The 23,516-nt window shown below is 70.1% G+C and carries 21 protein-coding genes; 9 read left to right on the top strand and 12 right to left on the bottom strand.

Features of this window, described 5'->3' with window-relative positions; genetic code table 11:
• Positions 1-1,008 (top strand): tetratricopeptide repeat protein (locus ACFYUZ_RS36320; RefSeq protein ID WP_389316558.1); only part of this gene is annotated, 1,008 nt, incomplete at its 5' end.
• 509 nt (positions 1,009-1,517) lie between these two features.
• Here the strand turns inward: ACFYUZ_RS36320 and ACFYUZ_RS36325 are convergent.
• From ACFYUZ_RS36325 to ACFYUZ_RS36360, 8 genes are all read right to left on the bottom strand, one after another.
• Positions 1,518-1,829 carry a hypothetical protein gene (locus tag ACFYUZ_RS36325; protein WP_389316560.1) on the bottom strand — a complete coding sequence of 104 codons (312 nt, stop codon included), beginning with the start codon at positions 1,827-1,829 and terminating at the stop codon, positions 1,518-1,520.
• A 509-nt stretch (positions 1,830-2,338) separates the two neighbouring features.
• Complete coding sequence (locus ACFYUZ_RS36330) at positions 2,339-4,192, bottom strand: DUF2637 domain-containing protein (protein ID WP_389316610.1); 1,854 nt, start codon at positions 4,190-4,192, stop codon at positions 2,339-2,341.
• Positions 4,193-4,274: 82 nt separating this feature from the next.
• Entirely contained in the window at positions 4,275-4,772 is a 498-nt protein-coding gene (locus ACFYUZ_RS36335; protein WP_389316561.1) for a hypothetical protein, read from the bottom strand.
• A 28-nt stretch (positions 4,773-4,800) separates the two neighbouring features.
• Positions 4,801-4,992 (bottom strand): hypothetical protein, encoded by a 192-nt coding sequence (locus ACFYUZ_RS36340; RefSeq protein WP_389316563.1) that lies wholly within the window; start codon positions 4,990-4,992, stop codon positions 4,801-4,803.
• A 181-nt stretch (positions 4,993-5,173) separates the two neighbouring features.
• Positions 5,174-7,459 (bottom strand): FtsK/SpoIIIE domain-containing protein, encoded by a 2,286-nt coding sequence (locus ACFYUZ_RS36345; RefSeq protein WP_389316564.1) that lies wholly within the window; start codon positions 7,457-7,459, stop codon positions 5,174-5,176.
• Entirely contained in the window at positions 7,459-8,211 is a 753-nt protein-coding gene (locus tag ACFYUZ_RS36350) for a hypothetical protein (RefSeq protein WP_389316566.1), read from the bottom strand. Before ACFYUZ_RS36350 ends, ACFYUZ_RS36345 begins: the two co-directional genes overlap by 1 nt.
• Positions 8,208-8,492, bottom strand: a complete 285-nt coding sequence (locus tag ACFYUZ_RS36355) for a hypothetical protein (RefSeq protein ID WP_389316569.1) — start codon at positions 8,490-8,492, stop codon at positions 8,208-8,210. Before ACFYUZ_RS36355 ends, ACFYUZ_RS36350 begins: the two co-directional genes overlap by 4 nt.
• A complete protein-coding gene (locus ACFYUZ_RS36360) occupies positions 8,492-8,740 on the bottom strand; it encodes a hypothetical protein (protein ID WP_389316571.1) in 249 nt (82 codons plus the stop codon). The genes ACFYUZ_RS36355 and ACFYUZ_RS36360 overlap by 1 nt, the downstream gene beginning before the upstream one ends.
• Before the next feature lie 410 nt (positions 8,741-9,150).
• On the opposite strand from ACFYUZ_RS36360, the gene ACFYUZ_RS36365 reads away from it, so the two are divergent.
• The 7 genes from ACFYUZ_RS36365 (at position 9,151) to ACFYUZ_RS36395 (ending at position 17,533) form a co-directional block, all read left to right on the top strand.
• Positions 9,151-9,906, top strand: a complete 756-nt coding sequence (locus tag ACFYUZ_RS36365) for a GntR family transcriptional regulator (protein WP_389316574.1) — start codon at positions 9,151-9,153, stop codon at positions 9,904-9,906.
• Between the two features lie 321 nt (positions 9,907-10,227).
• A complete protein-coding gene (locus tag ACFYUZ_RS36370; protein ID WP_389316577.1) occupies positions 10,228-11,955 on the top strand; it encodes a hypothetical protein in 1,728 nt (575 codons plus the stop codon).
• Between the two features lie 646 nt (positions 11,956-12,601).
• Complete coding sequence (locus ACFYUZ_RS36375; protein ID WP_389316580.1) at positions 12,602-12,871, top strand: hypothetical protein; 270 nt, start codon at positions 12,602-12,604, stop codon at positions 12,869-12,871.
• Positions 12,871-13,623 (top strand): hypothetical protein, encoded by a 753-nt coding sequence (locus ACFYUZ_RS36380; RefSeq protein ID WP_389316581.1) that lies wholly within the window; start codon positions 12,871-12,873, stop codon positions 13,621-13,623. Before ACFYUZ_RS36375 ends, ACFYUZ_RS36380 begins: the two co-directional genes overlap by 1 nt.
• Before the next feature lie 670 nt (positions 13,624-14,293).
• Entirely contained in the window at positions 14,294-15,094 is an 801-nt protein-coding gene (locus ACFYUZ_RS36385) for a trypsin-like serine peptidase (RefSeq protein WP_389316584.1), read from the top strand.
• A gap of 139 nt (positions 15,095-15,233) precedes the next feature.
• The gene (locus ACFYUZ_RS36390; protein ID WP_389316587.1) at positions 15,234-16,934 is read left to right on the top strand and encodes a helix-turn-helix domain-containing protein; all 1,701 of its coding nucleotides are present in this window, start codon (positions 15,234-15,236) and stop codon (positions 16,932-16,934) included.
• A 62-nt stretch (positions 16,935-16,996) separates the two neighbouring features.
• Positions 16,997-17,533, top strand: a complete 537-nt coding sequence (locus ACFYUZ_RS36395; RefSeq protein WP_389316590.1) for a hypothetical protein — start codon at positions 16,997-16,999, stop codon at positions 17,531-17,533.
• Positions 17,534-17,639: 106 nt separating this feature from the next.
• On the opposite strand, the gene ACFYUZ_RS36400 is transcribed toward ACFYUZ_RS36395, so the two are convergent.
• Positions 17,640-18,368: a hypothetical protein gene (locus ACFYUZ_RS36400; protein ID WP_389316593.1), complete on the bottom strand. Its 729-nt coding sequence runs from the start codon at positions 18,366-18,368 to the stop codon at positions 17,640-17,642.
• A 479-nt stretch (positions 18,369-18,847) separates the two neighbouring features.
• A complete protein-coding gene (locus ACFYUZ_RS36405; RefSeq protein ID WP_389316596.1) occupies positions 18,848-19,006 on the bottom strand; it encodes a hypothetical protein in 159 nt (52 codons plus the stop codon).
• 173 nt (positions 19,007-19,179) lie between these two features.
• Here ACFYUZ_RS36405 and ACFYUZ_RS36410 point away from each other — a divergent pair, with 173 nt between their 5' ends.
• Positions 19,180-20,496 carry a hypothetical protein gene (locus ACFYUZ_RS36410; RefSeq protein WP_389316598.1) on the top strand — a complete coding sequence of 439 codons (1,317 nt, stop codon included), beginning with the start codon at positions 19,180-19,182 and terminating at the stop codon, positions 20,494-20,496.
• Between the two features lie 122 nt (positions 20,497-20,618).
• Here the strand turns inward: ACFYUZ_RS36410 and ACFYUZ_RS36415 are convergent, their stop codons facing one another.
• Both ACFYUZ_RS36415 and ACFYUZ_RS36420 read right to left on the bottom strand, forming a co-directional pair.
• A complete protein-coding gene (locus ACFYUZ_RS36415; protein WP_389316601.1) occupies positions 20,619-20,903 on the bottom strand; it encodes a hypothetical protein in 285 nt (94 codons plus the stop codon).
• Between the two features lie 93 nt (positions 20,904-20,996).
• Complete coding sequence (locus ACFYUZ_RS36420) at positions 20,997-22,832, bottom strand: hypothetical protein (protein ID WP_389316604.1); 1,836 nt, start codon at positions 22,830-22,832, stop codon at positions 20,997-20,999.
• Between the last annotated feature and the right edge of the window lie 684 nt (positions 22,833-23,516).

Genomic DNA, 23,516 nt, shown 5'->3' on the forward strand with positions numbered 1-23,516 from the left:
GAGGCCATCGAGATCGGAGAGCAGGTCGTAGCCGACCGCGAGCGAATCCTGGGCAATGACCACCCCGACACCCTCCTCGCCCGCAGCAACCTCGCTACCTCCTACTGGGATGCGGGGCGTACCGCCGAGGCCATCGAGATCGAGGAGCAGGTCGTAGCCGACCGCGAGCGAATCCTGGGCAATGACCACCCCAGCACCCTCCTCGCCCGCGGCAACCTCGCTACCTCCTACTGGGATGCGGGGCGTACGGCCGAGGCCATGGAGATCGGAGAGCAGGTCGTAGCCGACCGCGAGCGAATCCTGGGCATTGACCACCCCGACACCCTCCTCGCCCGCAGTAACCTCGCTACCTCCTACCGACAGCTCGGGCGTACCGCCGAGGCCATCGAGATCGGAGAGCAGGTCGTAGCCGACCGCGAGCGAATCCTGGGCATTGACCACCCCGACACCCTGCTCGCCCGCGGCAACCTCGCGATCTGCTACTGGGATGCGGGGCGTAGGGCCGAGGCCATGGAGATCGAGGAGCGAGTCATAGCCGACCGCGAGCGAATCCTGGGCATTGACCACCCCGACACCCTCCTCGCCCGCGGCAACCTCGCTACCTCCTACCGACAGCTCGGGCGTACGGCCGAGGCCATGGAGATCGGAGAGCAGGTCGTAGCCGACCGCGAGCGAATCCTGGGCAATGACCACCCCGACACCCTGACCGCCCGCAGCAACCTCGCTACCTGCTACTGGGATGCGGGGCGTACCGCCGAGGCCATCGAGATCGAGGAGCAGGTCGTAGCCGACCGCGAGCGAATCCTGGGCAATGACCACCCCGGCACCCTGACCGCCCGCAGCAACCTCGCGATCTCCTACCGGGATGCGGGGCGTAGGGCCGAGGCCATCATCCTCTTGGAACGGGTGGTAGCCGACAGCAACCAGATCTTGGGCGATGACCACCCCGACAGTGTGTCGGCTAAGGAAGCGCTGATGAGGTGGGAGCAGGAGTCAGAGGTCGGGTAAGTGGCCCCGGCATACGCGGTTATGTGATGAGCGTCGCGGTCCATCCCTGTCGTCCTCGGCGGCCGGGGCCGTGCGGGTCAGCCGCAGACGCCGGCGGACCGGCGGCGCAGGACGACGAAGCCGAGGCCTGCGGCGGCGAGCGAGGCCGCGCCGGCGGCGATCAGCGCGGTGGAGTCGCCCTCGGCGGCGAGCTCGGCGCTGGCTGCGACGCCGCCCTTCGGGATGACGGAGGTCTGCCCGTTGTCGGTGGTGGTACCGGTGTTGCCGGCGGGGGCGGGGTCGTGGTGGACGGCGCCGGGGTGGGCGTGGCGGTGTCCTTCTCGCAGCCCTTGGGGAGCTTCGGGAAGGCGGTCCAGGCGTACGGCATGCCGCTCGAACTTGAATCAAATGATCTGTCCCGCATGCGGGACTCGCAGGACACTGCGCGCACTCGGTCCGACCACGCCGAAGGGCGGCCCCTCCTAGGGGGCCGCCCTTCGGCGTGGGGCGGAAGGTCAGCCGGGAGCCGGCTAACTGCCGATCACCTTGTTCAGCCCGAGGGCACTCCCACCAAATGCCGCGCATCCGGCGAGGACGGCGGCAGCCGTGCCGGACTCGGCCGCCCCAGTGAGCACACCGACGCCGATGCCGACGAGCGCAGCGATGGTAAGGACGACGGCGGCACGCAGGCTGAGGAGCGGGCCGTCCGAGGCGGGCTGGGCAAGCGTCTGCGGCTGTGCGGCCGGGGGTGGAACGGCAGGCTGCTGCCCCTGGGCCGGAGTGGTGGAGAACGTCTGATGCGTGGTCACGTGAATGCCTTCCGATTCGTAGATGCGCACCACAGCGGCGCGGCGTGGGGACTTGAGCAGCTCCCCGCCCCTTGCGTCTCGGGCTGATGGCCGAACAGGGGGCGCGGTGGGCCGGATTCGGCTCCTGGGGTGGAGAGCGCAGGATGCCGCGCGGGATGGTTAGCTCCGCAACCCCGGCCTGACCTGCGGCAATCCATCAGAGTCGCCCCTGTTGCCAACCTGGAGTGAGTTGGATCACAGCTTGTTGAGCGGGTTCTAACCCTCCCGGCTGCGGCGAACCCGGCAAGAGCGGTCACCCGTGCTTGAGCGGAGGGGATTCCCCTCTCTCCAGTCATGGGACGGGTGTGACGCGGGAGCGGTCTGCACGCCTGATCCTCGGCTCTACAGCGGCTCACATCTGGGAGAGAGGAAGTCGAATGCCTGAACCTCTTCATCCCCGTGGGGGTGCCTCATGCAGATGCCGGATGGTCCCCGCACCCGGGAACGCCGAAGGGCGGCACCCCTGTGGGGGTGCCGCCCTTCGGCGTGCAGCGCGGTACGGGTCAGCCGGTGTATCCGCCGGCGATGAGGTCGGCGGCGGCCTGGCGGCGCTGTCCGGCGATGGTCTGGGAGACGCCGAGCGCGTCCATGACCTGCTCCAGCGTGATCGCGTACATGTCGGGCGCCTGGGGCCTCTGGTCGGCGGGGAGGGCGGTGTGGGCCGTGAGGATCATGCGGGCGACCTTGCGTTCGGCGCGTTCGCGGGGCGACAGGCGGGCGATGTCCTCGGCCTCCAGGGCCGCGAGCTCGGCGCGGGCGGCCTCCGCGCGGGCGAGGGCAGCGGCGGCGGTCGCCTCCGCCTCCTGCTGTTCCGCGGCCGCCTTGCGCGCGGCGAACTCGGCGAGCTCCGCCTCCCGGCGGGCCTCGGCGGCGGCTTGCTCCTTCTCCAGGCGGAAGGCCTCCGCATGGCGGCGCCGGGCCTCCTCCAGCTTCCTGGCGGTCTCGGCCTCGGCCTCGGCGATCGCAAGGTCGTCGGCCTTCGCCTGTCGCTTCGCGGCCAGGGCTCGGGCTTCGGCCTCGGCCTCGGCGGCCGTCTTCTGTGCCTCCTCCTCCCGCGCGGCGATCCGCTCCGCCGCCTCGGCGGAGCGCTCCGCCTCGCGCTTGGCCGCCTCCGCCGCGATGCGGGCGTGGTGCGCGGCGGTGTCCGCCTCGGCGGCTGCGGTCGCCTCCGCGACCTTCGCGCCGGCCTTGGCGGCCGCCTCGGCCGCGCGGGCCTCCGCCTCCGCCGCGGAGGTCTCCGCCGCGATCAGGTGTTCGGCGGTCTCGACCTTGGCGCCGATGCGCATGCGCCGGACCTTCGCGTCGGCGTCCCGCTCCTCGGCGTCCAGAGCGCGCTGTTCCTCGCCGGCCGCGGCGGCCGCGATCCGCTCGGCCTCGGCGGCCGCTCGGGCGTCGTCGGCTTCCTGCTGCTTGCGGGGCAGGTCCAGGGAGTCGTCCACGCTCATGCCGTACCGGGCCATGGTGAAGGGCAGCAGGGCGGTGGCGTCGGCCCTCTTCTTCCAGCCGCGGCCGTGCTTGTGCTTGAGCCACGCCTCGTAGACGTCGAGTTCCTTGTCCATCTCGACGACGCGGTTGTAGGAGGTGATGCCGCGCAGCTTCATCCGGCGGTAGATGCCCCAGGCGGCGAAGGGGGACAGGATCCAGCGGTGCAGCGGGACCTGGTCCGATTCGACGCCCAGGACCAGGCGGTTGGTGCGGATGATCAGGTGGCGTACGGCTTCGACCACGGCGACGAAGAGCAGCGGCAGCACGCCGTGCATGAGGGCGCCGAGCGGGTCGACGAGGATCGGCTTCGTGCCCGAGGCCGCGTTGAACACGATCGTCGCCGCAGTGAGGAGGTGGGCGACCATGCGCAGCATCGGCTTGGGCATCCGGCGCCAGACCATGACGAGGTCCAGGCCATACATGGCGACGATGCCGGCGTCGATGCCGACCGGGAAGATCCACGAGTACCAGGCGAATCCGTGGTCCTCGGCGAGGCCGCGCAGCGCGTCGTAGGAGCCGATGAAGCCGATGGCGGCAACCACGGCCGCGCAGAGCGCGGAGGCGAGGATAACCCCCCGCATAGCCCTGACCGACCATGCCCGGGGGGCGGGCGGAGCCGTCTCCTCACGCGGCGGAGCACTCTCGCTCACGGGCGGAGCGGCCTTCTCCGTCGCCGGGGCGGGCGCGTGGGAGGCCTCGGCGGGGCCGCTCGGGGCCGGGATCGTGGCGGGCGTCTTCAGGTCATGCATCCGGGCAGTCTCCCCCGTGCCGGGGGCGGGCGGAGCACCGGCCCCGGTGTGCGGAGCGGAGTCGGTGGTGGGCGGAGCGGCCGGGTGGGCGTGGCCGTTGAGCCGGGGCGGGTAGGTTTCCATCTGCGTCACGGGGTTCCTCCGTGTCGTAGGGCGGGGCCGGGAGGGTGCACTCTCCGGCCCCGTCCGCATGTGCGGGGGTGGGTCAGTGGCGGGCGTCGGTCGTGCTGCGGGCGAACAGGCCGCGCGCCTGCGTGTGGGTCTTGTGGGTCTGGGTGACGGGGCCGGCGTAGTGGTGGTGGTGCGTCACCGGGGCGGCCTGCTGCGCGGCCTGGCCCGCGCGGCGGACCAGGCGGGCGAGGGCGGCAACGACGGCGACGGGCGCGCCGACGGCGAGTGCGAGGGTGAGCGGGTCGACTCCGGCCAGGGCCCACAGGGCGATGCCCGCGCCGGTGCCGGCCATCAGGGTTCCGGCGCCGGCCGCGAGCATCACGACCGAAGCGTCGGTGGCCGTCTTCGACATCGGCGGGCGGCCGGGCTGGTCGACCGGGGCGGTGGTGCCGACGACGGGCACCGGGGTGGTGTCGCGGAACGAGGTCGGGATCGGCGCGGTGGGCGCCACGGCGGGTGCCACGGCGTCCTCGACGGCCGCGATCAGGTCGGCGGCGAGGGCGGTGGTCTTGGGGTCGGGCTGCGCATCCATGGGGTCCTCCTCGGCGGTGTCGGGGCGGTCAGGCGCGTACGGTCCAGCCGCGCTCGGTGCGGCGGATGTCGAAGCTGGGGCCGGCGATCCGGCCCTGGGCGGGCAGGCACTGCCCGATGCCGAGGGAGTCGATCCGGTTCATCAGCGCGGCGATCTCGGCGGCGAGGGCGGCGGCCTGCTGCTCCTTGCGGCGCAGGTCTTCGGGGCGTCCGGCGTACATACTTTTCCTCACTCTGAGTAGTAGTCAGGGGGGTGTCAGGGAGGGTGACTTTGACAGTCAGAGCGGACTGTCAGGGGTGTCACCAGGGAAAATTCTTGACTTCTCTTGAGGCCCCCGGCGGGCCTGACTGTCAGAAGTCAGGCCCGACCGTGACTGTCAGATCGTCACGGTGTGTAGCCAGCTACGCGGGCTGGAGAGGGGAGTGGAGGATCACGTAGGCGCCGTGGCCGTCGCGCTGGAGGATCCCGGCCTCGACGAGTCGCTTCAGTTCGCCCTGCATCCACGGGCGCTTGCGGCCGGTCGCGACGGTGGCCGGGATGAGGTCGGCCGGCTCGAACTCCAGGCGGCCCTGGGCGGCCCACAGGTCGAGTTCGGCGTAGAGGGTGTGGCGGGCGTCCTCGGTCGACATGCGCTCGGGCTGCTCGAACTCCATGTCGCTGTCGGGGTCGGGTTCGACGACGTCGTCCTCCAGACGGAGATCGGCGTAGTCGGCGTGCGGCTCGGGGTCGCCGGGGATGGCGCCCATGATCTCGTCGTGGGCGTCCTGGATCTCCACGGCGGCGGCCTCCTCGATGTCGTCCATGTCGCTCTCGTCCATGTCGGTGTCGTCCTGAGCGGAGGGGGCGGGAGCCGCGGGCGGAGCCGCAGCCGCAACGGGCGGAGCGATCGCCGCGGCAGGCGGAGCGGGCGCCACGGCCAGCGGAGCGGCGGCCGGTGCGGCCGGGGCCAGGACCGCCAGGGCCTCGGGGGTGTCCGGGATCGCAACGGCTCCAGACGGAGCGGCGGCGACGGCGGCGCGGAGCGCATCCATCGCGGCCGCGGCCGACTGCTCGATGCCAGGGGTGGCCTTGTTGGTGCCCTTGTGGGTGCGCTGGGCGTAGGCCTGGCCGAGCGCGCCGGCGGTCGCGGCGTCGAGCGGGTCGCGGTACGGAGCGGCGGCGGCCACCAGGGCGGCGAGGACCCCCCGGTCGGTGAGGGAGGAGCGGGCCTCCATCGTCCACCGGCCCTGCGGAATGCCCATGCCGGTCGCGAAGCCGTAGCCGGGCCGACCCGAACCCCAGGCGGGAACGGCGCCGGCGGCGACGACGGAGTCCGGCAGGCAGAAACCCGCGTCGCCCGCGTCGTCGACACCCATGCAGATCGAGCCCTGGAGGTTGGCGCGCACGTCGGTGGAGATGTTGGTCCAGGTGGCGCGCTGGAGGCTGATGCCGAGCCACATGCCGACCGAGCGGGCGGCCCGCGCGATCTTCTCCAGCTCCTCGAAGTCGGCGACGTCGGCCGCCTCCTCGACCCACACGAGCATGGCGTTGAGCGACGAGGCGGGGGACCACTGGTCCAGGCCCTCGTCCGCCAGGACGCTGCCGCGCGCCTTGATCGCGGCCGGGAGGCTCTTCAGCAGCCGCTTGGCCTCCTTGGCGTCCTGGACGAGCCAGTCGATGCCGTCGGCCATGTGCCCCACCGTCTGCCGGCCCTTGGACAGGTCGATCAGGAAGACGGTCATCTTCTGGCGGGTGGCCAGGTGCGCCAGGAGCGTGCGCAGCAGCTCCGACTTCCCCGCTCCGGTCACGCCCATCACGAGGACGTGCTGAAGGATCGCCGCCGCGAAGGGGTCGATCCACCAGATCTCACCGTCGGCGTACATGCCGAGCGGGATCGGCTCCGTCGGCATCAGGCCGAAGGCCTCCGGCATCAGGAAGGCCACGCCGTCCTTCAGCAGGTCGGCGACCCGCATCGAGATCATGCCGCGCGCCGCGTTCTCCGGGTCCGGGGTGACGATCACCCCGGACGGCGGGACCTGGAGCGCGGCCGCGACCTTGGAGGCCGTGGACTGCACCGCGTCGATCGTGGCGCCGGGCGCCACCTCCAGCGCGGCCTTCACCGTGCCCTTGCCGGTGCCCTTGGCGTCCTTGACGGTGACCTTCTCCCAGCCGATCGCCTCGGCCAGCTTGGACAGCGTCCCGCCCTCGTTGCTCTCCTCCGGGTCCGCACCCTGGCCGGCGGCCATGATCTGCCGGGCGTTCCAGGACGCCGCGATCAGCGCACCACCCATCAGCCACAGGTCCAGCATCGGCCGGCCGAACGGCCCGGCGGACACGGCGCAGGTGAGCCAGCCCATCCCGGCCGCCACCGTCGCGGTCGCCTGCGCCCGACGGAACTTGCGGAACTTAGTGTTCGCGCCGCTGGTCTTCCACGTCACGGCCGCCAGGGCGGCGCCGCCGAGGGCGATCCCGGCGGAGGCGAGACCGGCCGACAACGCCTCGTCGCCCCACAGCAGATTCACCGCCGCGCCCGCCGCCGGGGGCAGGGTCGCCGCAGCAATCCACGGCGGGGTGTAGGGCAGGGACTTCACCAGGACGTACCCGCCGACCGCCTTGCCCACGGACTTGCCGACCGCGACCAGCTCGGAGCCGGCCCCGGCCGGGGCCGCCGTCTCGGCGGCCCCGGTCTTCTTCTTCGCGCGGGCCATCACTCGCCCCCGATCGTGAACGTCTTCGGGGCGGTCTTGCCGGACCGGGCGCGCTGGGCCTCCTGCTCCGGCTTCACGAAATGCCGGTCGAAAGCCGCGGCCATCTTCAGCGCGCCCACGCCCAAGGCCTTCGCGGCCTCCGCGCTGACCTTGAGGTGCGCAGAGACGAGGCGCGCCTTGACCCGGCTGCTCGCGCCGAAGGTGTACCACTTGCCCTTGTAGGTGCTGAGCACCCCGTTGATCTCCTCGGCGCGCATCCCCAGGATCAGGTGCAGCTCGCGGCCGAGGTGATTGATCGCCTTCGCGAGGGCGAGGATGTCGCGGTCCGAACGGATCTCGATCCGCTCGATCGCGTAGATCATCCGGTCGCCCTGGTGCCGGTCCGACCCGCCGCCGGCGGGGGCCGCGCCCCGGCCGCCGCCCGAGCCACCGTTGCCGGAACCGCCCTGTCCGCCGCCGCGGTTGACCGTGACGTTCACCGGCGGCAGGACCGAGCCGCCGATGCCGCCGACGAAGGCACCGGCCGCCGCGCCGGCGGCCTCCGCGACATTGGCGGCACGGGACGGAGCTGGACGGGTCGGACGGGGACGGGTCGGACGGGCGGCGGGCCCGTCGTCGGGCCAGTCGGCGAAGTCATCCGACGGACGGGGACGGGGCGCCGGCCGCGGCCTGGACGGCCGGTCCGTACGCGAGTCGAAGCCCGCGGCACTGTCGGAGGCCCAGTCGTACGGGCCGCTGCTCATCGTGCTCATCCCTGGGTCTCCTCGTGAATCGTGATCTTTCCGAACCAGATCGGCGTACGGATGTCGGTCACCTCGATGTCCGGGTCGCCGGACTCCTCGACCGCGTCCGCGGCCTGCTCGATCAGCTCGTGCGCCGCCATGTACTTCGCGGTGGCGAGGGCGGCGTACAGGTCGACCGGCCCCATCGACGTCCGCGTCGCGAGGCGGACCGCGAGCCGGGCCACCCGGGCCGCCGTCGCCACGGCGGCGACGGCCCGGTCGACCAGAAGCACGCGAATCTGTCCGTACATCAGCCGGCCCTCCCCACGAACGCGAGGACGGCGATCACGCCGGAGGTGCCCGTCAGGGCCACCACCCGCATCTCCTCACCGTCCGGCGTGGTCATCGGCCACCAACCGGCGCTGTCGCACGTGTAGAGGACCGGGTCAAAGCCCGCGAGGGCGTTCGCGCCGATCGTCAGATAGGCGTCGGTCTCGTCGATTTCGGCCGAGTACCGGTTCCGCGGGTCAAACCCGAAGTAGGTGTATGTGATCGTCATCACCGGGCACCCCCCGCCTGCTGCACCGTCTCGGCGAGGCGGCGGGCGGCCTCCTCCGACGCCGCCAGGTCCCGGGCCGCTTGCTGCCGCGCCGCCTCTAACTGGGCCGCCGCGTGGCACTCCTTATCGCTCATCAGGCGCCCCCATTCACAATGCTCATGTCGGTCTCCTCGTCTGGGTCCGGCAAGGTCCCGCCCTTCCGGGCGGCAGGCCCGTGCACGGCAATGCGCGGGTCTGGTGGGGCTCCGGGGCGGCAACCCCGGGGCCTCCCTGGCCTCCTGACATGAAGTTAGGAGTGCTAACCCAAAGTGTCAAGATGGTTGCAAACCTTCTTGACGCAATTGGACGCGGGGCGCTACTCCTTGACATCGATACCCTGGAGGCACCCAGGACACCGGGAGGACATGACCATGAGCGCGAATCAGATCGTCGCCGCGATCAGGAAGGGAATCGCCGCAGGTGAGTACGCCTACGGCGCGCGGCTCCCTAGCGTCCGAGACCTGGCCGAGCAGTACCAGGTCAGCCAGCAGACCGCCGCAGCGGCCTACGCAGTGCTTACGGCGCTGGGTTTCACCAAGACAGCCGCCGGCAGTGGGACCACAGTTACCGCTGGCCCTTCGGCGGACGCCCACCTCGGCACCTTCTCACCACCGGATCTCACCAAGGGCACGGCATGGAAGCCCACCGGCCCGGCTGGCCAAGCGTCTGATGAGACATACCTTGTGCGGCAGAGCACGGCGCCTCCCGCTTGGACCGACTGGGGATTCTCGGAAGGGTCTGACGTAGTGGAGCGTCATCGCGTACGGCGGGTGGACGGCATCCCGGTGCAGCACAAGCTCACGGTCCTGCCGTACGCAATCGCAAGCCACCGGCCGGATGGCCACGAGGGCGTCCCTCCCATGCTCGCTCCCGTCGGCGCGCCACCCCTCAAGCCGCCAGCTGGCATGCGCGTAGCCGACTGGCTTGGCTGGGACGTGGGCCACACCGAGTGCCAGATCACGGCCGAGCCCATGGACCCGGCCGCGTCGGAAGCCCTTGGGATGCCGGAAGGAAGCCCGGGGTTCCGTGTGGTCAACGTCACCAAGTCCGGCGATGGATCAACGCTTTACGTCACGGTCACGACAGCGCCGCTGCACCACCGGATCACCATGGAAATCCTGGGCTAGGCCCGCCCCTGGGCAGCCGTGCGGCTGCCCAGGCCACATACGCAACAGGCCCCGCACGAGGCGGGGCCTGAAGGGATCGGTCCGGGTTGCAGCCCGGGGCCGACCGAAGCACCTGATGATGAGTGGAGGTGCGCTCTCCTTGAGCGTACGAGATGCACAGCGCAACACGCCACAGCACCCCCGAGTCTGGGTGCGCACGGGTGATCCGCAATCGGCGGCTAACGTCGCTCAGCGGCCGGCGAGCAAGGGCGCCGCCCAGCTCGAGACTGTGGCGACGATGGCCGACCTGAACGCCTACGGGCACCTTGTGGGGGCGGCCCGGTGAACCGTCGTCCTTCCAGCACCCACCGTCCGAGCGTCAGCCGTCCCGGTTCTTCGGGGCTGCGCTTCGGCATGTTCGCCGTGTGTGTGTCGCGTGACTCCGACCCGGGTCTGAATTCGGGCAAGGCGAAGCCGCTGTATGACCTCCTGGTGAGTTACGCGGATGTCAGCTCTCGCAACACCGGCCAGGGCTACCCGTACCGGGAGGCTCTGGCGTCGTGCCTGGACTGCTCGAAGCAGACCGTGGACCGGGCGGCGGACTACCTGGAGAAGGAGATCGGGCTGGTGACGGTCCACCGCCGGAAGGTGGAGGGCAAGCCCGAGGAGAACGACGCCAACCTCTACGAGCTGCACGACGCGTGGCTGATCCATGGCATGACGCCCCCGCCGGGCACGCCGCCGCAGCTTGTCGCCCGGTACGGCCACACGGTCCCCGGTCTGGACGTCGCCGCGTGGGTGGCCGAGCACGCTCCCGCCTTCGACCTGCCGGCCTGGCAGACGGCCTACGAGGCGACGCTGCGGGCTCAGGAGACCAAGCGCGAGGAGCAGCGGCGCAAGGAGCGGGCCCGCCGGAAGAAGGCGAAGAAGGGGGGTGGCGTCACCCATGACGCCACCCCCCAGGACGGCCAAACAGGGGGGGGTGGCGTCATGGGTGACGCGACGGGTGGCGTCACCCATGACGCGACGGGTGGCGTCATGGGTGACGCCCTTGTCTATAGCCCTGTTGTCCAGAGCCAAGATCAAGAGCCCCCTAGTCCGTCCGTCCGTCCGTCCGTGCAGGTAGAAGACGCGCACGCGAAGACCATGGACGGAAGGACGGACGGAGGCAGCGGCAGGATCGAGGGGCAGGAACACAGGCCGGTTACACCCAGTGGGGAGCAGGCGGCAGCTGACACCGCGCCGGGGAACGGCAGCAGCAACGAGGGGGACGGTGCCGGGCCCGGCCGGTCCTCGGCCGGGCGGCCGGTGGACCTGACGCCGGGGGTGGAGGTGCTGCGGGCGGTTGCGGCCGAGGCGCCGGAGTGGCAGATCACGCACGCCCAGTCGCTGCGGGACCAGGGCCGGACGGCCACGGGGATGCTCGATGCCGGGTTCACCCCGCAGGAGATCCGGCACGCGCTGCTGTCCAGGCCGCTGCCCCATCCACTGAAGACCACGGTGGCCGGGGTGGTCAGCGGTCGGCTGCGGGACCTGATCGCGGTCGGACCGTGTGCAGGCGTTGCGCCGATCCCCGCGCAGCAGGCCGGGGAGTACGACCTGACGCGGCCTCGTACCGAAGGTCGTGACGAGGGGCCGACGTCCCTCCCTGCTTCCTGGGCGGACCGGCGTGCGCAGATGGACGCCGAGGACGCCGGTCTCGGCCGATACCGGCCCTGCGCCGGGGACAGTGGCATCTGCCCTCACGATGCGCTGCCTGGGCAGGACCTGTGCGCGAGTTGCCTCGGGGGCGAGCGGCCGACTTGTGCGCACGGCTGCGGCCGGGGCGTGGTGGCGCCCGGATCGGCGTGCATCGTGTGCGCCGAGGTCCCTGCCGCTTCAGAAATCGGCGACTGCCCCGGCTACGGCGGCAAGACGTGCGGACGGGCCGTACAGACCGCCGGCCTTTGCGGGCGTTGCAAGATCGATGCGGAGCGCGACAAGGCTGCTGCCGAGGCGGAGTGGGAGGCGGCTCGGGACGCGGCCGTTGCCGCAGCACAGTCAGCCGAGCCTGAGCCCGCCTCCTTCTGACCCCCTGTACGGCGATCTCCGGGCCTTTCGACCCGCTCCAAGTCTCATCGGATAGCGGGAGGGGTGATTGGCCCTCAGGTCGCCGTACAGCGTCGCAGGTTCTTCGTCGAGCGCCGGGGGCCACGCGTTGCGCGACGTGCGGATACGGCAAAGGCCGATGTCGGCACCATCGGTGCGTTCATCGGCCGCCGTGCGGGACCACGCGCCAACGTGTTCCCGCAATGTCCCTGAAATTTGCCTTGGTTGGAGCCAGTAGCAGCAGGGAGCCTGTAAGCGCGCGCAGGTCTCGTCTGGAGATTCCGCGCGTAACAAGATTGAGGTTACGGCCGCCGTGGCCCAGGCTGCACTCAGCTTCGCTGGGACAAAAAACGGCCCAATGAATTTCGGGCGCCCTGGGGCCATCGTTTGCGCAGGTCAGAGGCTGCTTGAAGTTCGTGGATGAAAGTCACCACGATGGGACATGCACAGGGCCAATTCGGTGCTCTTGGCGCCGAGGGGCTACGGGCTGAGATTCTTGGTCGGCAGGTACTTCGTTCCGCTGCACAGGTGACGCCAATCGCCTAGCAGGACGTCCTGTTGGAGCCAGTAGCAGCCGGTCGGCGGTCCTTCGTGAGGCCGCCTGCCCTTCCCTGAAGGATGCCTGGATTTGAAGCCGATCGACGGGGCCTCGGCCCCGGTCTCCGGCATGCGCTTCGGTATGGCGCACGCCTTCGTCATCGCCGCGTACCTCGCGGCCGCCGTACTCCTCAGCCTCATCGCGCGCATGCCCGTGGAGGACATCCTCATCCTGCTGGGCGGTGCCGGCGCGGTCAGCGTTGCCGTCCTCGTCGCCTCGAACGTCCGCAGTGGGGGTGGCCTGCTGCGGCGCCTGCTGAATGCCGCCATCGGTGGCTCCAGCACCGGGAGCGTGAACTGATGGGCCGCCCGGGGCGCCCCGAAGCCCCCGTCGACCATACGAACCCTGCGCTGGGAAGGCTGGCCCAGTTCCTTCGCGACAAGCGGGGCAGCGTCCCGTACCGCACGCTGGCCGAGCGCAGCCGCTGGGGAGCCTCTTCACTCAAGCGTGCTGCGGCCGGCAAGACACTGCCCACATGGGACTGCGTCCAGGGCTATCTGTCGGCCTGCGGGGTCGACAGTGCCTCCGAGTACAGGTATGCGTTGGTGCTCCTCCAAGTCGCGAAGGACATGTACAAGAGCCGTCCCAGCCGCTCGGTGGACCGGCCCCGGCCCGACCTCGTCTTCGACAGAGCAGATCTGAGCCGTGCCCTGCGATCCCTCTACGCAGTTGCCGGCAGCCCGCCGATCCGGGCGTTCTCCGAGCGGGCCGGCACCTACCTCCTGCCGCGCTCCACAGCTCACCGGATCATCACGGGGCAGGCCGTGCCGAACGACCTGTTCCAGTACCTCGGCTTCCTTGTCGCGTGCGAAGTGCGCGACGAAAACCTGTCGGCCTGGTTCCTCGCATGGTCCCGGGCCAGCGGCGAGAACCCGCATTCCCAAGCCGAGCGGACGCAGTACAACCACGCCCGCATCGCAATCCAGTACACGCAGTGGGCAGCGGAGCAGCAGGAGTACGCGAAGTCAGCGTGGCTCAGGGAGCGCCACAACTCCCCCTCATCCGCCCGGCGACCGGTGTGCCAGCTCTCGCGCGCCACGTCGTGGCTCTGATCCGCCGACTCCTCTCCCGGGCCCGGGCCACACCATGGTCCGGGCCCGGGGTGCATCGAGAGCGCAGGGCACCTTTGGTGACGTTTTCGCGCTGGTCCAGGGCTCACCCGAGGCCGGTGCAGACAGGCGCCCGCAGCTGTGAAATCTGGCTGCGAGCGCCTTCGTGTGCCTGGTCAGCGACTGGGGGCGACGGTGCTACGCCTCGGCTTCGGCGGTCGGCCGATCTTTCGGATCGTCTTCCGGGAGTAGCCGGTTAAGCGGGTGATCTCCACCTGTTTGATCTCTTTGGCCCGACTGGCTCCGACGATCCTGGCGGGCAAGGCGGCGCGTTTGACCTCAAGCAGACATAAGCCGGGCGACGTAGGTCCACAGAAATCGTGCCGTAACTGCTATTCCCCTAACAAAGCCACTCCTGCCGGCTGCGCTTTTCAAGTGGTTGGCCCCCTCCCGCAGCGGCTGTCCGGCGCTGTCGTAGGCTCCGCGCGGTGATCGCTTAGGTATGGGGGGCGGTCGAGCCTCGACCGGCGAGGGCGCAGCGCCTCAGTGGGTTCGGGAGACGAGCGGGAACCGGAATGAGGGGGCAAGGGGCATGGGCAATACGCGTCCAGGGGCCGCGGGGGCGACGGCCGTTTTGATCCTGTCGGGGGTCTTGGGGTGTGGCCCGGGCACGATGGCCGGCAGCGGCGGGGTATCGCCGGCCGAAGTGAGCGTCGTGGTGCACGACGCTGCCATCACCGAGGAGCGCAGCCGCGTGATCGAGGCCCGCTGGGCTGGTGGCGGCATGGCCGAGGTGGCCCGGCAGGACGCCAAGGACGATCTGGTCCAGCCGGCCTGGACGGGTGGCGGCTCGATAGCCCGTACGGTCGGCCGGCTGTACGCGTCGTCGGGGGTAGGCGGCGGCTCGGGCGCCTGTACGGCAACCGTCGTCGGGACCCGCACCGTGATCACCGCCGCGCACTGTGTCAGAACATCGACGGAGGGAGCCCCCGCACGGGCCGCTGCCTGGGATCAGAACCTCTTCTTCGTACCGGGGTATGAGGGCGGTGCAGGGCCTCACGGCGGCTTCACGGTGCGCCGGGTACGGATGGCCGAGGACTGGCAAGCGTACGGTCGGGACGTCGCGATGCTGGAGATGAATCCCAGCGCCGACGGGCGGAACATCTCCGACGTCGTCGGCGCCCAGCCCATATCGTTCACGGCGGAACCCGGCGCGTCCGCGCACTTCTTCGGCTACCCGTACACCGACCGGGTGCTGCACTGCTCGGGCGTCACCACCTGGGCAGCCGGCGAGACGATGGTGCGCGTCCCCTGCCTCATGGGGGTGGGGTCCAGTGGAGGCCCGTACCTTTCGGGCGATCCGGCGGAGGGCAGTGTCGTCGCGGTGAACATCAGCGGCGACACGGACGCAAGCTACGGAACAGCCCTGGGGGCATTCGCCCGAGACCTTTACCGGCAGTCCGAACATGGCTGACGAGCTCTTCTGTCGTGCTTAGCCACACCCGATCGTCAGCGTCGCTGACCCGAGTCGGCGGCCAGCAAGCCACTCTTCCGCAAGCCGGATTCAGCATTTCTCATGCGTAATCAGCATCTCGAATGCGAGGATTGCATGCATGATGGGTACTGAAGAGATTCTCAGGCTCACGGTCGCCGCACTGATGGCGCGGACCGGTGAGCGCCAGAACGATCTGGCCGCCGGTCTGGGGCTCTCCCAGGCGCAGGTGTCCCGGAAGCAGGGCGGCGCCGCGCACTGGTCGCTGGAGGACATCGACCGGCTCGCCGCGCACTACCGCCTGCCCGTGCTCGATTTGCTCGCCGGCCCTACACACGCGGCCAGCGTCCTGCATGGCTCGGTCGCCAGTCTCCAGCCGGACAGTGCGCAGCTACCTCCCGCCCCCACCAGCACGCCGACCCCGGCGACCACCGTGCTCCTGGACGAGGCCGCCGCCGTCGTGAACGGCCTGGAGCGCGAGCACCCCGGCTCCGCCGCCGGCCTTGTCCGCAGCAGCCGCAACCCGGCCGTCTACGGCCAGCCAGGCGCCCCCGCGGCCGCACCGGACGCCAGTCCGCCCACCGCCTCGGTGCAGCCGTGCGTGCTGTGCGGGCAGCCCACACAGGACGAACTAGAGGGCTTCCCGCAGCACTTGACCGCGGAGGACTGCGCGGAGGCCATGGCCTCCGCGAACCCACCTTCCACGGCCGCTCCGGCTCCGGCCGCCGAGGAGACCCAGGCCCCGGCTCCCGCCGCCCCGATCGAGCCGCCGGCGGTTGTCGAAACGCCAGTCGCGCCTGTCGCTCCGGCGGTCCCAGCCGAGTCCGCCGTACCGGCGCCGGCCGGGCCGCGGCGGAGCGCACCCGGGTACGCCTCCGGGACGCTGCTGGAGCAGATCGCCGACCGCGTGCACGAGGTACTGGCGGCGTCCTCCGGTGACCTGGAGGCCGCGCAGGCCGAGCTGATCAAGTCCGCCATTCCCGACGTGATGACGCTTCTGAAAGCGTCCCGAGTCGGCGGCCGGTACGAGCATTCGGAATTCCCGCCGACGCAGGAAATCCTGCGGAAGAAGTCCCAGAAAGGCGCCGACGAGATTTGGGAAGGCCGCCCGAAGTGGCGGAACCCGGAGCTTTTCGCGGCGGTCAAGCGCGGTGAGCAGATCGAGGTGACCGCCCTGGACATGAACGCGGCCTACCTGTCTGCGATGAAGGCGTGGCTGCCGATCGGTCAGCTCCGGGAGGACACCAGCGGCGTCCACGACCCGAAGAAGGCCGGCGTCCACCTCATCACCCCCGCTACCTGGGACCACACCGACCTCCCCAACCCCCTGGGCAACCGTATGGAGCCGGGGGAGCTGTGGGTGAGCGAGTCCACGCTGCGCCTGCTGCTCGACTGCGCCCGCCAAGGCCTCGCGGACGCCCCCGTGATCCACCGTTCCCTGGTCTCCGGCGCCTCCGAAGCGCTCCTGGAAAAGCTCCGCCGCGCACTGGCGGAATCCCGGAAAACCGCTCTGGCGGAAGGTGACGAATTGACCGTGGCGTACGTGAAGGCCATGTACTCTAAATTCGTGTCGACCATCGGTGAGTCCAGCGCGAATCGCGAGATCCGCCGTCCCGACTGGATGCACATTATCCGCGCCAAGGCCTTCGCCAATCTGTGGATGAAAGCGCACAAGGCATACAAGGCCGGTCTGCAGGTCGTGGAAATCTCCGGCACCGATGAACTTCACGTTGTGGGGGAGTGGCGCTCCGTTTTCCCGGAGGGCCGTGACCTGAACCAGGTGAAGGAAAAGACCACCTATGTTCTGGGGGGTAAGCGCTGATGGCAGGGTCGCCCGATCTGTGGTCCCGGTGGGGAGACTTCGGGAAGTTCAACACACGGGGAATGAAGGGCGGTGAGGCCCTGATTCTCGAACTCAACCGGATCGTGTACTCCTCCGGCATCTCCTCGCCCGTCGCCTCCAAGCGCGGCCTCTCCGCCCGCCTGCGTTATCTCGACAGCCCGGCCGGCCGCGCCGCGCTGAAGGAGCAGGGCGTCACCGCCCGCACCATCCGCTCCTGGATGACGGGCAAGGCCACGCCCACGAAGGCGAACCGCGAGCGCATCGACAGCGCCTACTGGGGTCGGCGGCGCGAGAACCTGATCCGCTCCGGCTGGCTCAAGCGCCACCTCGACAACCACGGCCGCGGCCGGCGGATGGAGATCTACCCCGTCGACCAGAGCCAGGTCCCCGCCGAACGCTCCCGCCCCACCCTCCAGCAGCGCTCCATCACTGTCCGCTACATCTGGGGCGACCTCGTCGACGCCTGGGCATCCCAGGACGCCGACACCGTCGACGAGATCTGGGACGACGTCATCAGCGATCTCGACTCCGACTACAACGCCTACGCCCACGTCTCCTCGGTCGGCATCGGCGCCTGACCGGGCCTTCACCCGTGATCCCGCCCGCCTCGAAGCGGTGTGGCCCCGGCCAATCCGGCCAGGGCCGCTTTGGTGTTCGCATCCGGCCCGTGGGTGCCGGTCAGCCTTACTGACGGGCGGACGGCAGGCAGTAAGGCTTCGTCGGAGGCGTGAAGCACTCCTCCGGCAGCTCGCCCTCTCCCAACGCTGTGCCGATGTCATGCAGAGGCCCGAGAACCTCAGGAGCGACGATGCCTGCCAGTGCCCATCCCACAGCCATCAACGCCACAGCCGCTGTGCCATAGGCATGCGACACCGCACCCCGGCGCCGCGGTGCCACCTCCAGAAGGTGCAACACCCCCCACAGTGATGCGCCGAACGCGAAGAACAGCACGGCAAGCGTCATACAGACCGTAAGAACGAAGGCGAAGAGGATGAACGGGGGGTCTTTCGCTACGGCCTGCACGAAGGACACCCCCACCCCCAGGAGCGCCGGGAACACCATGGCCAGCAGCGACGCGAGCACGAGCTGGAGGACCTCGGAGCGCGTCACCTGCTGCGGCGGCTCCGCACCACCCGAGAGGTCTGCCTGCGTTGCAGCAGTGGCAACAGCAGAAGCGAAACGCTCCCTGAGCCGCATCGCCTCGACAACAGGAGACTTGCCGGCAGCTAGCATCGAGGCCCGCAGCTCCTCGAGCTCGGCGACGTCCTCCTCCGGGACCTCCACGCCCTTGCTGTCGAGCATCGCGAGGATCCCGTCATGAAACTCCCTCGGGAGCGTGCGGGCCCCCGAGAAGTAGCGGGATGCGGTGCCGGCGTCCACGTTGCACTCGCGTGCGATCTTGTTCTGACTCAACCCGCTGAGCAACGCCACAGTCCGCAGCCGCTGCCCGTACCGGCGTGCCGGCGAGACCTCACCATCAACCGGGGCCAGATTGTCTTCGGCGCTCAGCTGTCCTCCCCCACTCCCCGGCCCGTTGCCAGACCGGCAACACCGCACGTCATTGCCACTTCGACGGCAATGGCAATGCACCTGCCGCAACATCAACATCTCCTCGCACGCTGGCTCCGGGCCCCAATCCGCGGGCTCGAAGCCAGAGAGGAAGAGCCACTCATGTCCAGTGAGCGACCCAAGAAGAACGACTCTAAGCCCGCCATCGAAGTCCGCGTGAACGGTCTTCACCTGACGATCCAGCGGATCCCGTACGGGGTCATCGCGCTGATCGTCGGGGTGATCGGCACACTCGGCGGCTCCACGTGGCTAGGACAGTAAGGCAACCCGCCCACGCACGCAGCGGGCCCAGGAACCTCCAGTTCCTGGGCCCGCTGCGGGTTTCAGACCCGGTCCGCGTCACCGCCTCCGTTGCCGCGCCTGCGGTAGCGGCGGAAGGCCCAGACCGCCAAGGCGGTGACCGCGGCCGTGATCAGGCTGGCGGGAAGCTGCGTCAGCAGTCCCTGCGCGAGAAGGCCGAGCGCCGTTTCCTCGTTGAACATGTCGTTCTCCTGGGTTGAGTTCCATTCGGACTCCACCAGGCTCCAGCCCCCGAAAGCCGCCGGGACGATCTCCGACAGCGGGCCACAACTCGGTACGCAGACCTACGTGTTCGGACGCGGTACCGTGACCGTCGGACAGATCTGGACACCATCGGACAGCCCTCGGAGTGCGCGTGCCCAAGCTGACAGCCCCGCCCCTGCCGCCAGGCCCCCGGCAGACCCTCAGCCTGGAGCTGCACACCCTCCACCGCCGCGCCGGATGGCCCTCCGTCCGCGACCTCTCCCGCGCCCTCGGCGCCGGCGTCGCGAGCCCGAGCCGCATCCACGACGCGTTCACGAAACCGCGCCTGCCCGACTGGGGACTGCTCGACGTCCTCGTGACAGCGCTTGCCAAAAAGATCCCCCGCGCTGACCCCGCCGCAGAAGTCGAGCGGTTCCACGCCCTGTGGGACGCAGCCTCTGAAGACCAGCCAGCTCCTGTCGATAGCTCTTCGGCGGGGGCCGAACGCGACATCCCGCCCCCGCCGCCGCTCACGGTTCCGCCACCTGCCATCCCTCCTCCCTTGGAGAACGGACGACAGACAAGCGATCTGGACGGTCTTGCGGCTGACCTGGCTGCCGGCAGGCTTACGGCAGCGCAGATCGAGAAGGCCCTGCGCACGATTGACCTGGCTGGCGGCAGGCTTACGACAGCGCAGATCGAGAAAGCCCTGCGCACAATGATTTCGCGGCACGGCGCGGTCCAGGGAGGTGAACAGGACGAAGACAGCGCACGTGTGGCCGAGCTTCGGTTTACGCGGTTGTCCGCGGACGAGATCGCGGACGTAATGAGGGCGCTCCGGACCCCGCTTGGCCTAGGCCTGGACACCACTGAACTTGAGGAGGAGCGGGACCGCGCCGTCCGTCAAGCGCTGAGAGAGCGGGAAGCCTCTTGGCAATCTCTTGAGCGAGACTGGGACACGGACAGTGAGGAAGAAGCGCTGAGAGAGCGGGCAGCCTCCTGGCTATCTCTTGAGCGAGGCTCTGCGGACGACCTCCCAGAGCGCGTTCCCATGCCTCTCATGGATCACCTGCCCCCCTCCTCACCCGAACCGGGGGAAAAGGGGAGGATCGTGCGCCTTTTTGAGTTCATCAGGGGAGACGGCAAGGACAGTGAAGACGATGCGCTGAACCTCCAGCGGCGGCAGAGCCTGGATTTTCTGCGCCGGATGAAGAGCCTCAGTGACCTGCTCGATGCGACGGAGCGGAGCATGGAGACCCGGCGAGGCCGCGCAGGAAGCAGGTACCGGGAAGATCAGGCGGCGTTCGACAGAATCGAAGAGCTGGCGAGGTTGAGGATGCAGGCACGCCAAGTGTCCGAGAAGTTCGAAGCCGCCACACTGGCCGACGATGGCGACGCTATGATCCGCTCGTTGGCCAGCGAGCTATCCCGAATCGAATCCTCTGCCCTGAAGCTGCGCCATTCGGATCTCCCGCCGACCTCGATCTGAGACCCCGACAAGCCGCGCCCCATGCCTCGCTGGGCTCTGTGCCGCGTTGCTGCCGCTCTGGCGAGGGGACCAGACGCACGAGGGCCCTGCCATATGCGGCAGGGCCCTCGTCTATTGCTCTGTTACTTTCCGGCGCCGCCATCCTGGGCGTGCAGCGCATCGAGCTGCGCCACGATCCCGTCCAGGTCGATCACGCGCGCTGAGTACGCCTCCAGGAGCAGCCCGACGGCGTGGGAGATCGAGACCTCGTCCTCACCCGCGCGCTTCTTGCCCGCCTCCCACACCGAGCCGGTGACGTTGACGGTGCGCACCACCTTCGCCTGGTCGAGCGTCCGCGCGGAGGGGCGGCCGGTGCCGCCGGTGTAGGTCTTCGGGGAACGGTCGTGATGGCGCGGGGCGGTGGACATGGGTGGTCGCCTCTCGGGTCGGGGCTCGCCCCGGGTGGGGGCACCCCCACCCTACCGTAACTTATATAACTTCTTTGTTTTTTGCAGACTCGATCACCGACGCACCCCCACCCGCGCCCCGGCGCGCCCGCCCACACGGCCGACCACAGTCACACAACCCACCCCACGACCAGTCACATGAGGCACAGTCACAAACCCTGACCTGCGAAAACCCACCCCATCCCCCGCCCCTGCGCGCATGTGACTGAGACCGTCCCAGCCGCCGACCGGGAGCCGCCCGCGCCCGCCCGGGCCGATCCCGCCCCGCCCCGCCCCGCCCCCCGCCGGTCGCCCCGCCCGCGCCCGCGGCCGCGCGCTCCTCGGCCGCCGCATCCTGCCGCGCCGCCGCCACGGATGCCGGCGCCGGTACATCCCCCCGACCGCGGCGCCGGCCGCCGACTCGGCACGGTCCACGCGGCCGCGCGCCCGGTCCGCGGCCGCGCGCTCATCCGCCCACACGACAAGCGCCGCCACGCCGGACGCGCGGTCCGGGCACTGCGTGGCGACACCGCCGAGGGGCGCCGCGAACCAGTCCCAGTGCCGCTCGAACACGTGCCCCGCCAGCACGCCATCCACCAACACTTCCGTCCGACCGTGCGCGTCCAGGACCCCGTACCGGAGCCGCGCCGCGGTACCGGCCGCCAGCCCCCCTTCACCCGCGCCCTCCTCGGCATCGGCCGCAAGTTCCGCGGCGTGCTCCCGGGCAGCGTCCGCCACCGCAGCGTGCGCCGCGTCCATCCGCTCCCGGGACCGCCGGATCCCCTCACGGCTCAGGCTCCTCTGCGCCGCCGCATGCTCGCCGCGCGCGGCCTCCAACGCGCGCTGGGCGACCTCCAGCCGTACCCCCGCCTGCTGGACGCGGTCGACCGGCCCGGACACCGCCCACGCGAACGACGCGTCGGCCGCGCGCCCGGTCGCGTACAGCCATGCCGTGAACGCTGCGGCGTAGTCGTCCCCCTGCCAGTTCTCCGCCGCCCACCGCTCGAACCCGACCGACACCGTCCGCCCGGCCGCAACCTGCCGGTCCGCCCAATCCTCGGCACCCCGAAGGATCCGGTGCCGGCGGTCATCCTCGATCAGGTCCGCGGCGTAACGCCGCTCCTCGGCGTCCAACGCCAGCACCGGAAGCGTGCTCACCGGCACACCGGCCCGCGCCGCGGCGTGCTGCGCGCACACCTGCCGGCCCCCCGGCACCACCGCGTACAGGCGGACGCCCACCGCGTCACAAAACCCCTGGAAACCGCCCTGGACCACCTCACGGCACTCGCCGACGTCCCCCGGCTCCGGCAGACCCACCACGGCCACCGCGCCGCCGCGCACCTCAGCCGGCACCACGTCCGCGAGCGTCAGTTCCTCCTGACCCTCGACGGCCGTGAAGTACAGACCGCCGGTCCCGCCGTCCTCACCCCACCCGGCAAGATCACCGTTGCGGGTCATGCTCACGCCCCACCCCCACCGGGGGGAGAAACCGCGCGCGGGGAAGTACGCGTGCTCGATGCACACCCGCGGGAAGGCGACGTCCTCCGGGTCCTCGCACCCGCACCCGTCCGGGCCGTACTCCGGCCGCTCACAGACCTGCGCGGTCTCGACAAGCTCCGTGATGGACTTGAGCGTCTTCAGGTTCAGGCACCCCCAGTCCGCGGCCCCCCTGCTCGCCGTCGGCGCGTACCGCCACCCGCGCGCACCGCGCTGCCACAGCAGCATGAGCGACACTTCACCCTTGGTCGTGTACGCCTCCATGCCGATCAGCCACGAATCGAGCTTCACGCCCGGGGCGCCGGCCGCGGCGTAGGCCACGGACACCTCCCACTCGTTCTCTTCCGCCATAAGGACGATTCGCTCCGCACTGCTCGGAATGACCGCGGAGATAGCGGGGGTGATGGCAGACATTCAGCGCACCTTTCGTGAGCGGATATCGGAGGGGAAGATCTCCCTGCCGACAAGGAAGACTCTAGCAGAGTTATATAACTCCGGGGACGTTCTGAGGGGTCCTCTTATGCAGTTTGTGTATCGGGTTTTGGTGGGGCGTCAGTGTGGGTTTCTGTGGGTGGTATGAGGTTTCGTCATGCGGGTTTGCAGGTTGGGTATTTGACCGGCGGCCGGCACCTGTTTTCCGACCCCAGAAACCCGACCCCCTCCCTCTTATTGAGTCTTTTTGGCATAGACCACCTGTCACGTGGGTAGAGTGGGCGGTGAGTACGCGGTGTGACCGGTCCCGGCACGACCGGCGGGGTGGACGTGGTAGGGGAGTGGGGTACGTACTGTTACTGGCAGGAGAGCGCGGGACGGCGTCCGGCGCCGATGGCTCCGCAGGAGACAGCGACACCAGACACCGGCACTCACCAGCCGGTCAGCTCTCTCACCAGCGTAAATGCCCCCCAAGGGGGCGTGTTGAGAACCGCAGACAGCGGCGTCGGCCCCACCGTCGGCCCGCAGGCCCGGACCGACCGGGACCGCCCCGCCATCACCGAAGGTGATGGCCCGCCGGGTCGCTCCCCCTGGCGCCGCGCAGCGGCGCCGCAGCGCTGGGAGTGACGCAGTCACTCCGCGTCGTGTCTCCGCAGGAGACCGCGC

This window comes from Streptomyces sp. NPDC004266, from assembly GCF_042874095.1.
Classification (GTDB): domain Bacteria; phylum Actinomycetota; class Actinomycetes; order Streptomycetales; family Streptomycetaceae; genus Streptomyces.

Bases quoted from the DNA above. Each gene is read 5' to 3' on its own strand.
- ACFYUZ_RS36330 (WP_389316610.1), bottom strand. From the start codon at position 4,192: ATGGAAACCTACCCGCCCCGGCTCAACGGCCACGCCCACCCGGCCGCT.
- ACFYUZ_RS36335 (WP_389316561.1), bottom strand. From the start codon at position 4,772: ATGGATGCGCAGCCCGACCCCAAGACCACCGCCCTCGCCGCCGACCTG.
- ACFYUZ_RS36340 (WP_389316563.1), bottom strand. From the start codon at position 4,992: ATGTACGCCGGACGCCCCGAAGACCTGCGCCGCAAGGAGCAGCAGGCC.
- ACFYUZ_RS36345 (WP_389316564.1), bottom strand. From the start codon at position 7,459: ATGGCCCGCGCGAAGAAGAAGACCGGGGCCGCCGAGACGGCGGCCCCG.
- ACFYUZ_RS36350 (WP_389316566.1), bottom strand. From the start codon at position 8,211: ATGAGCACGATGAGCAGCGGCCCGTACGACTGGGCCTCCGACAGTGCC.
- ACFYUZ_RS36355 (WP_389316569.1), bottom strand. From the start codon at position 8,492: ATGTACGGACAGATTCGCGTGCTTCTGGTCGACCGGGCCGTCGCCGCC.
- ACFYUZ_RS36360 (WP_389316571.1), bottom strand. From the start codon at position 8,740: ATGACGATCACATACACCTACTTCGGGTTTGACCCGCGGAACCGGTAC.
- ACFYUZ_RS36365 (WP_389316574.1), top strand. From the start codon at position 9,151: ATGAGCGCGAATCAGATCGTCGCCGCGATCAGGAAGGGAATCGCCGCA.
- ACFYUZ_RS36380 (WP_389316581.1), top strand. From the start codon at position 12,871: ATGGGCCGCCCGGGGCGCCCCGAAGCCCCCGTCGACCATACGAACCCT.
- ACFYUZ_RS36385 (WP_389316584.1), top strand. From the start codon at position 14,294: ATGGCCGGCAGCGGCGGGGTATCGCCGGCCGAAGTGAGCGTCGTGGTG.
- ACFYUZ_RS36390 (WP_389316587.1), top strand. From the start codon at position 15,234: ATGATGGGTACTGAAGAGATTCTCAGGCTCACGGTCGCCGCACTGATG.
- ACFYUZ_RS36395 (WP_389316590.1), top strand. From the start codon at position 16,997: ATGAAGGGCGGTGAGGCCCTGATTCTCGAACTCAACCGGATCGTGTAC.
- ACFYUZ_RS36405 (WP_389316596.1), bottom strand. From the start codon at position 19,006: ATGTTCAACGAGGAAACGGCGCTCGGCCTTCTCGCGCAGGGACTGCTG.
- ACFYUZ_RS36415 (WP_389316601.1), bottom strand. From the start codon at position 20,903: ATGTCCACCGCCCCGCGCCATCACGACCGTTCCCCGAAGACCTACACC.
- ACFYUZ_RS36420 (WP_389316604.1), bottom strand. From the start codon at position 22,832: ATGTCTGCCATCACCCCCGCTATCTCCGCGGTCATTCCGAGCAGTGCG.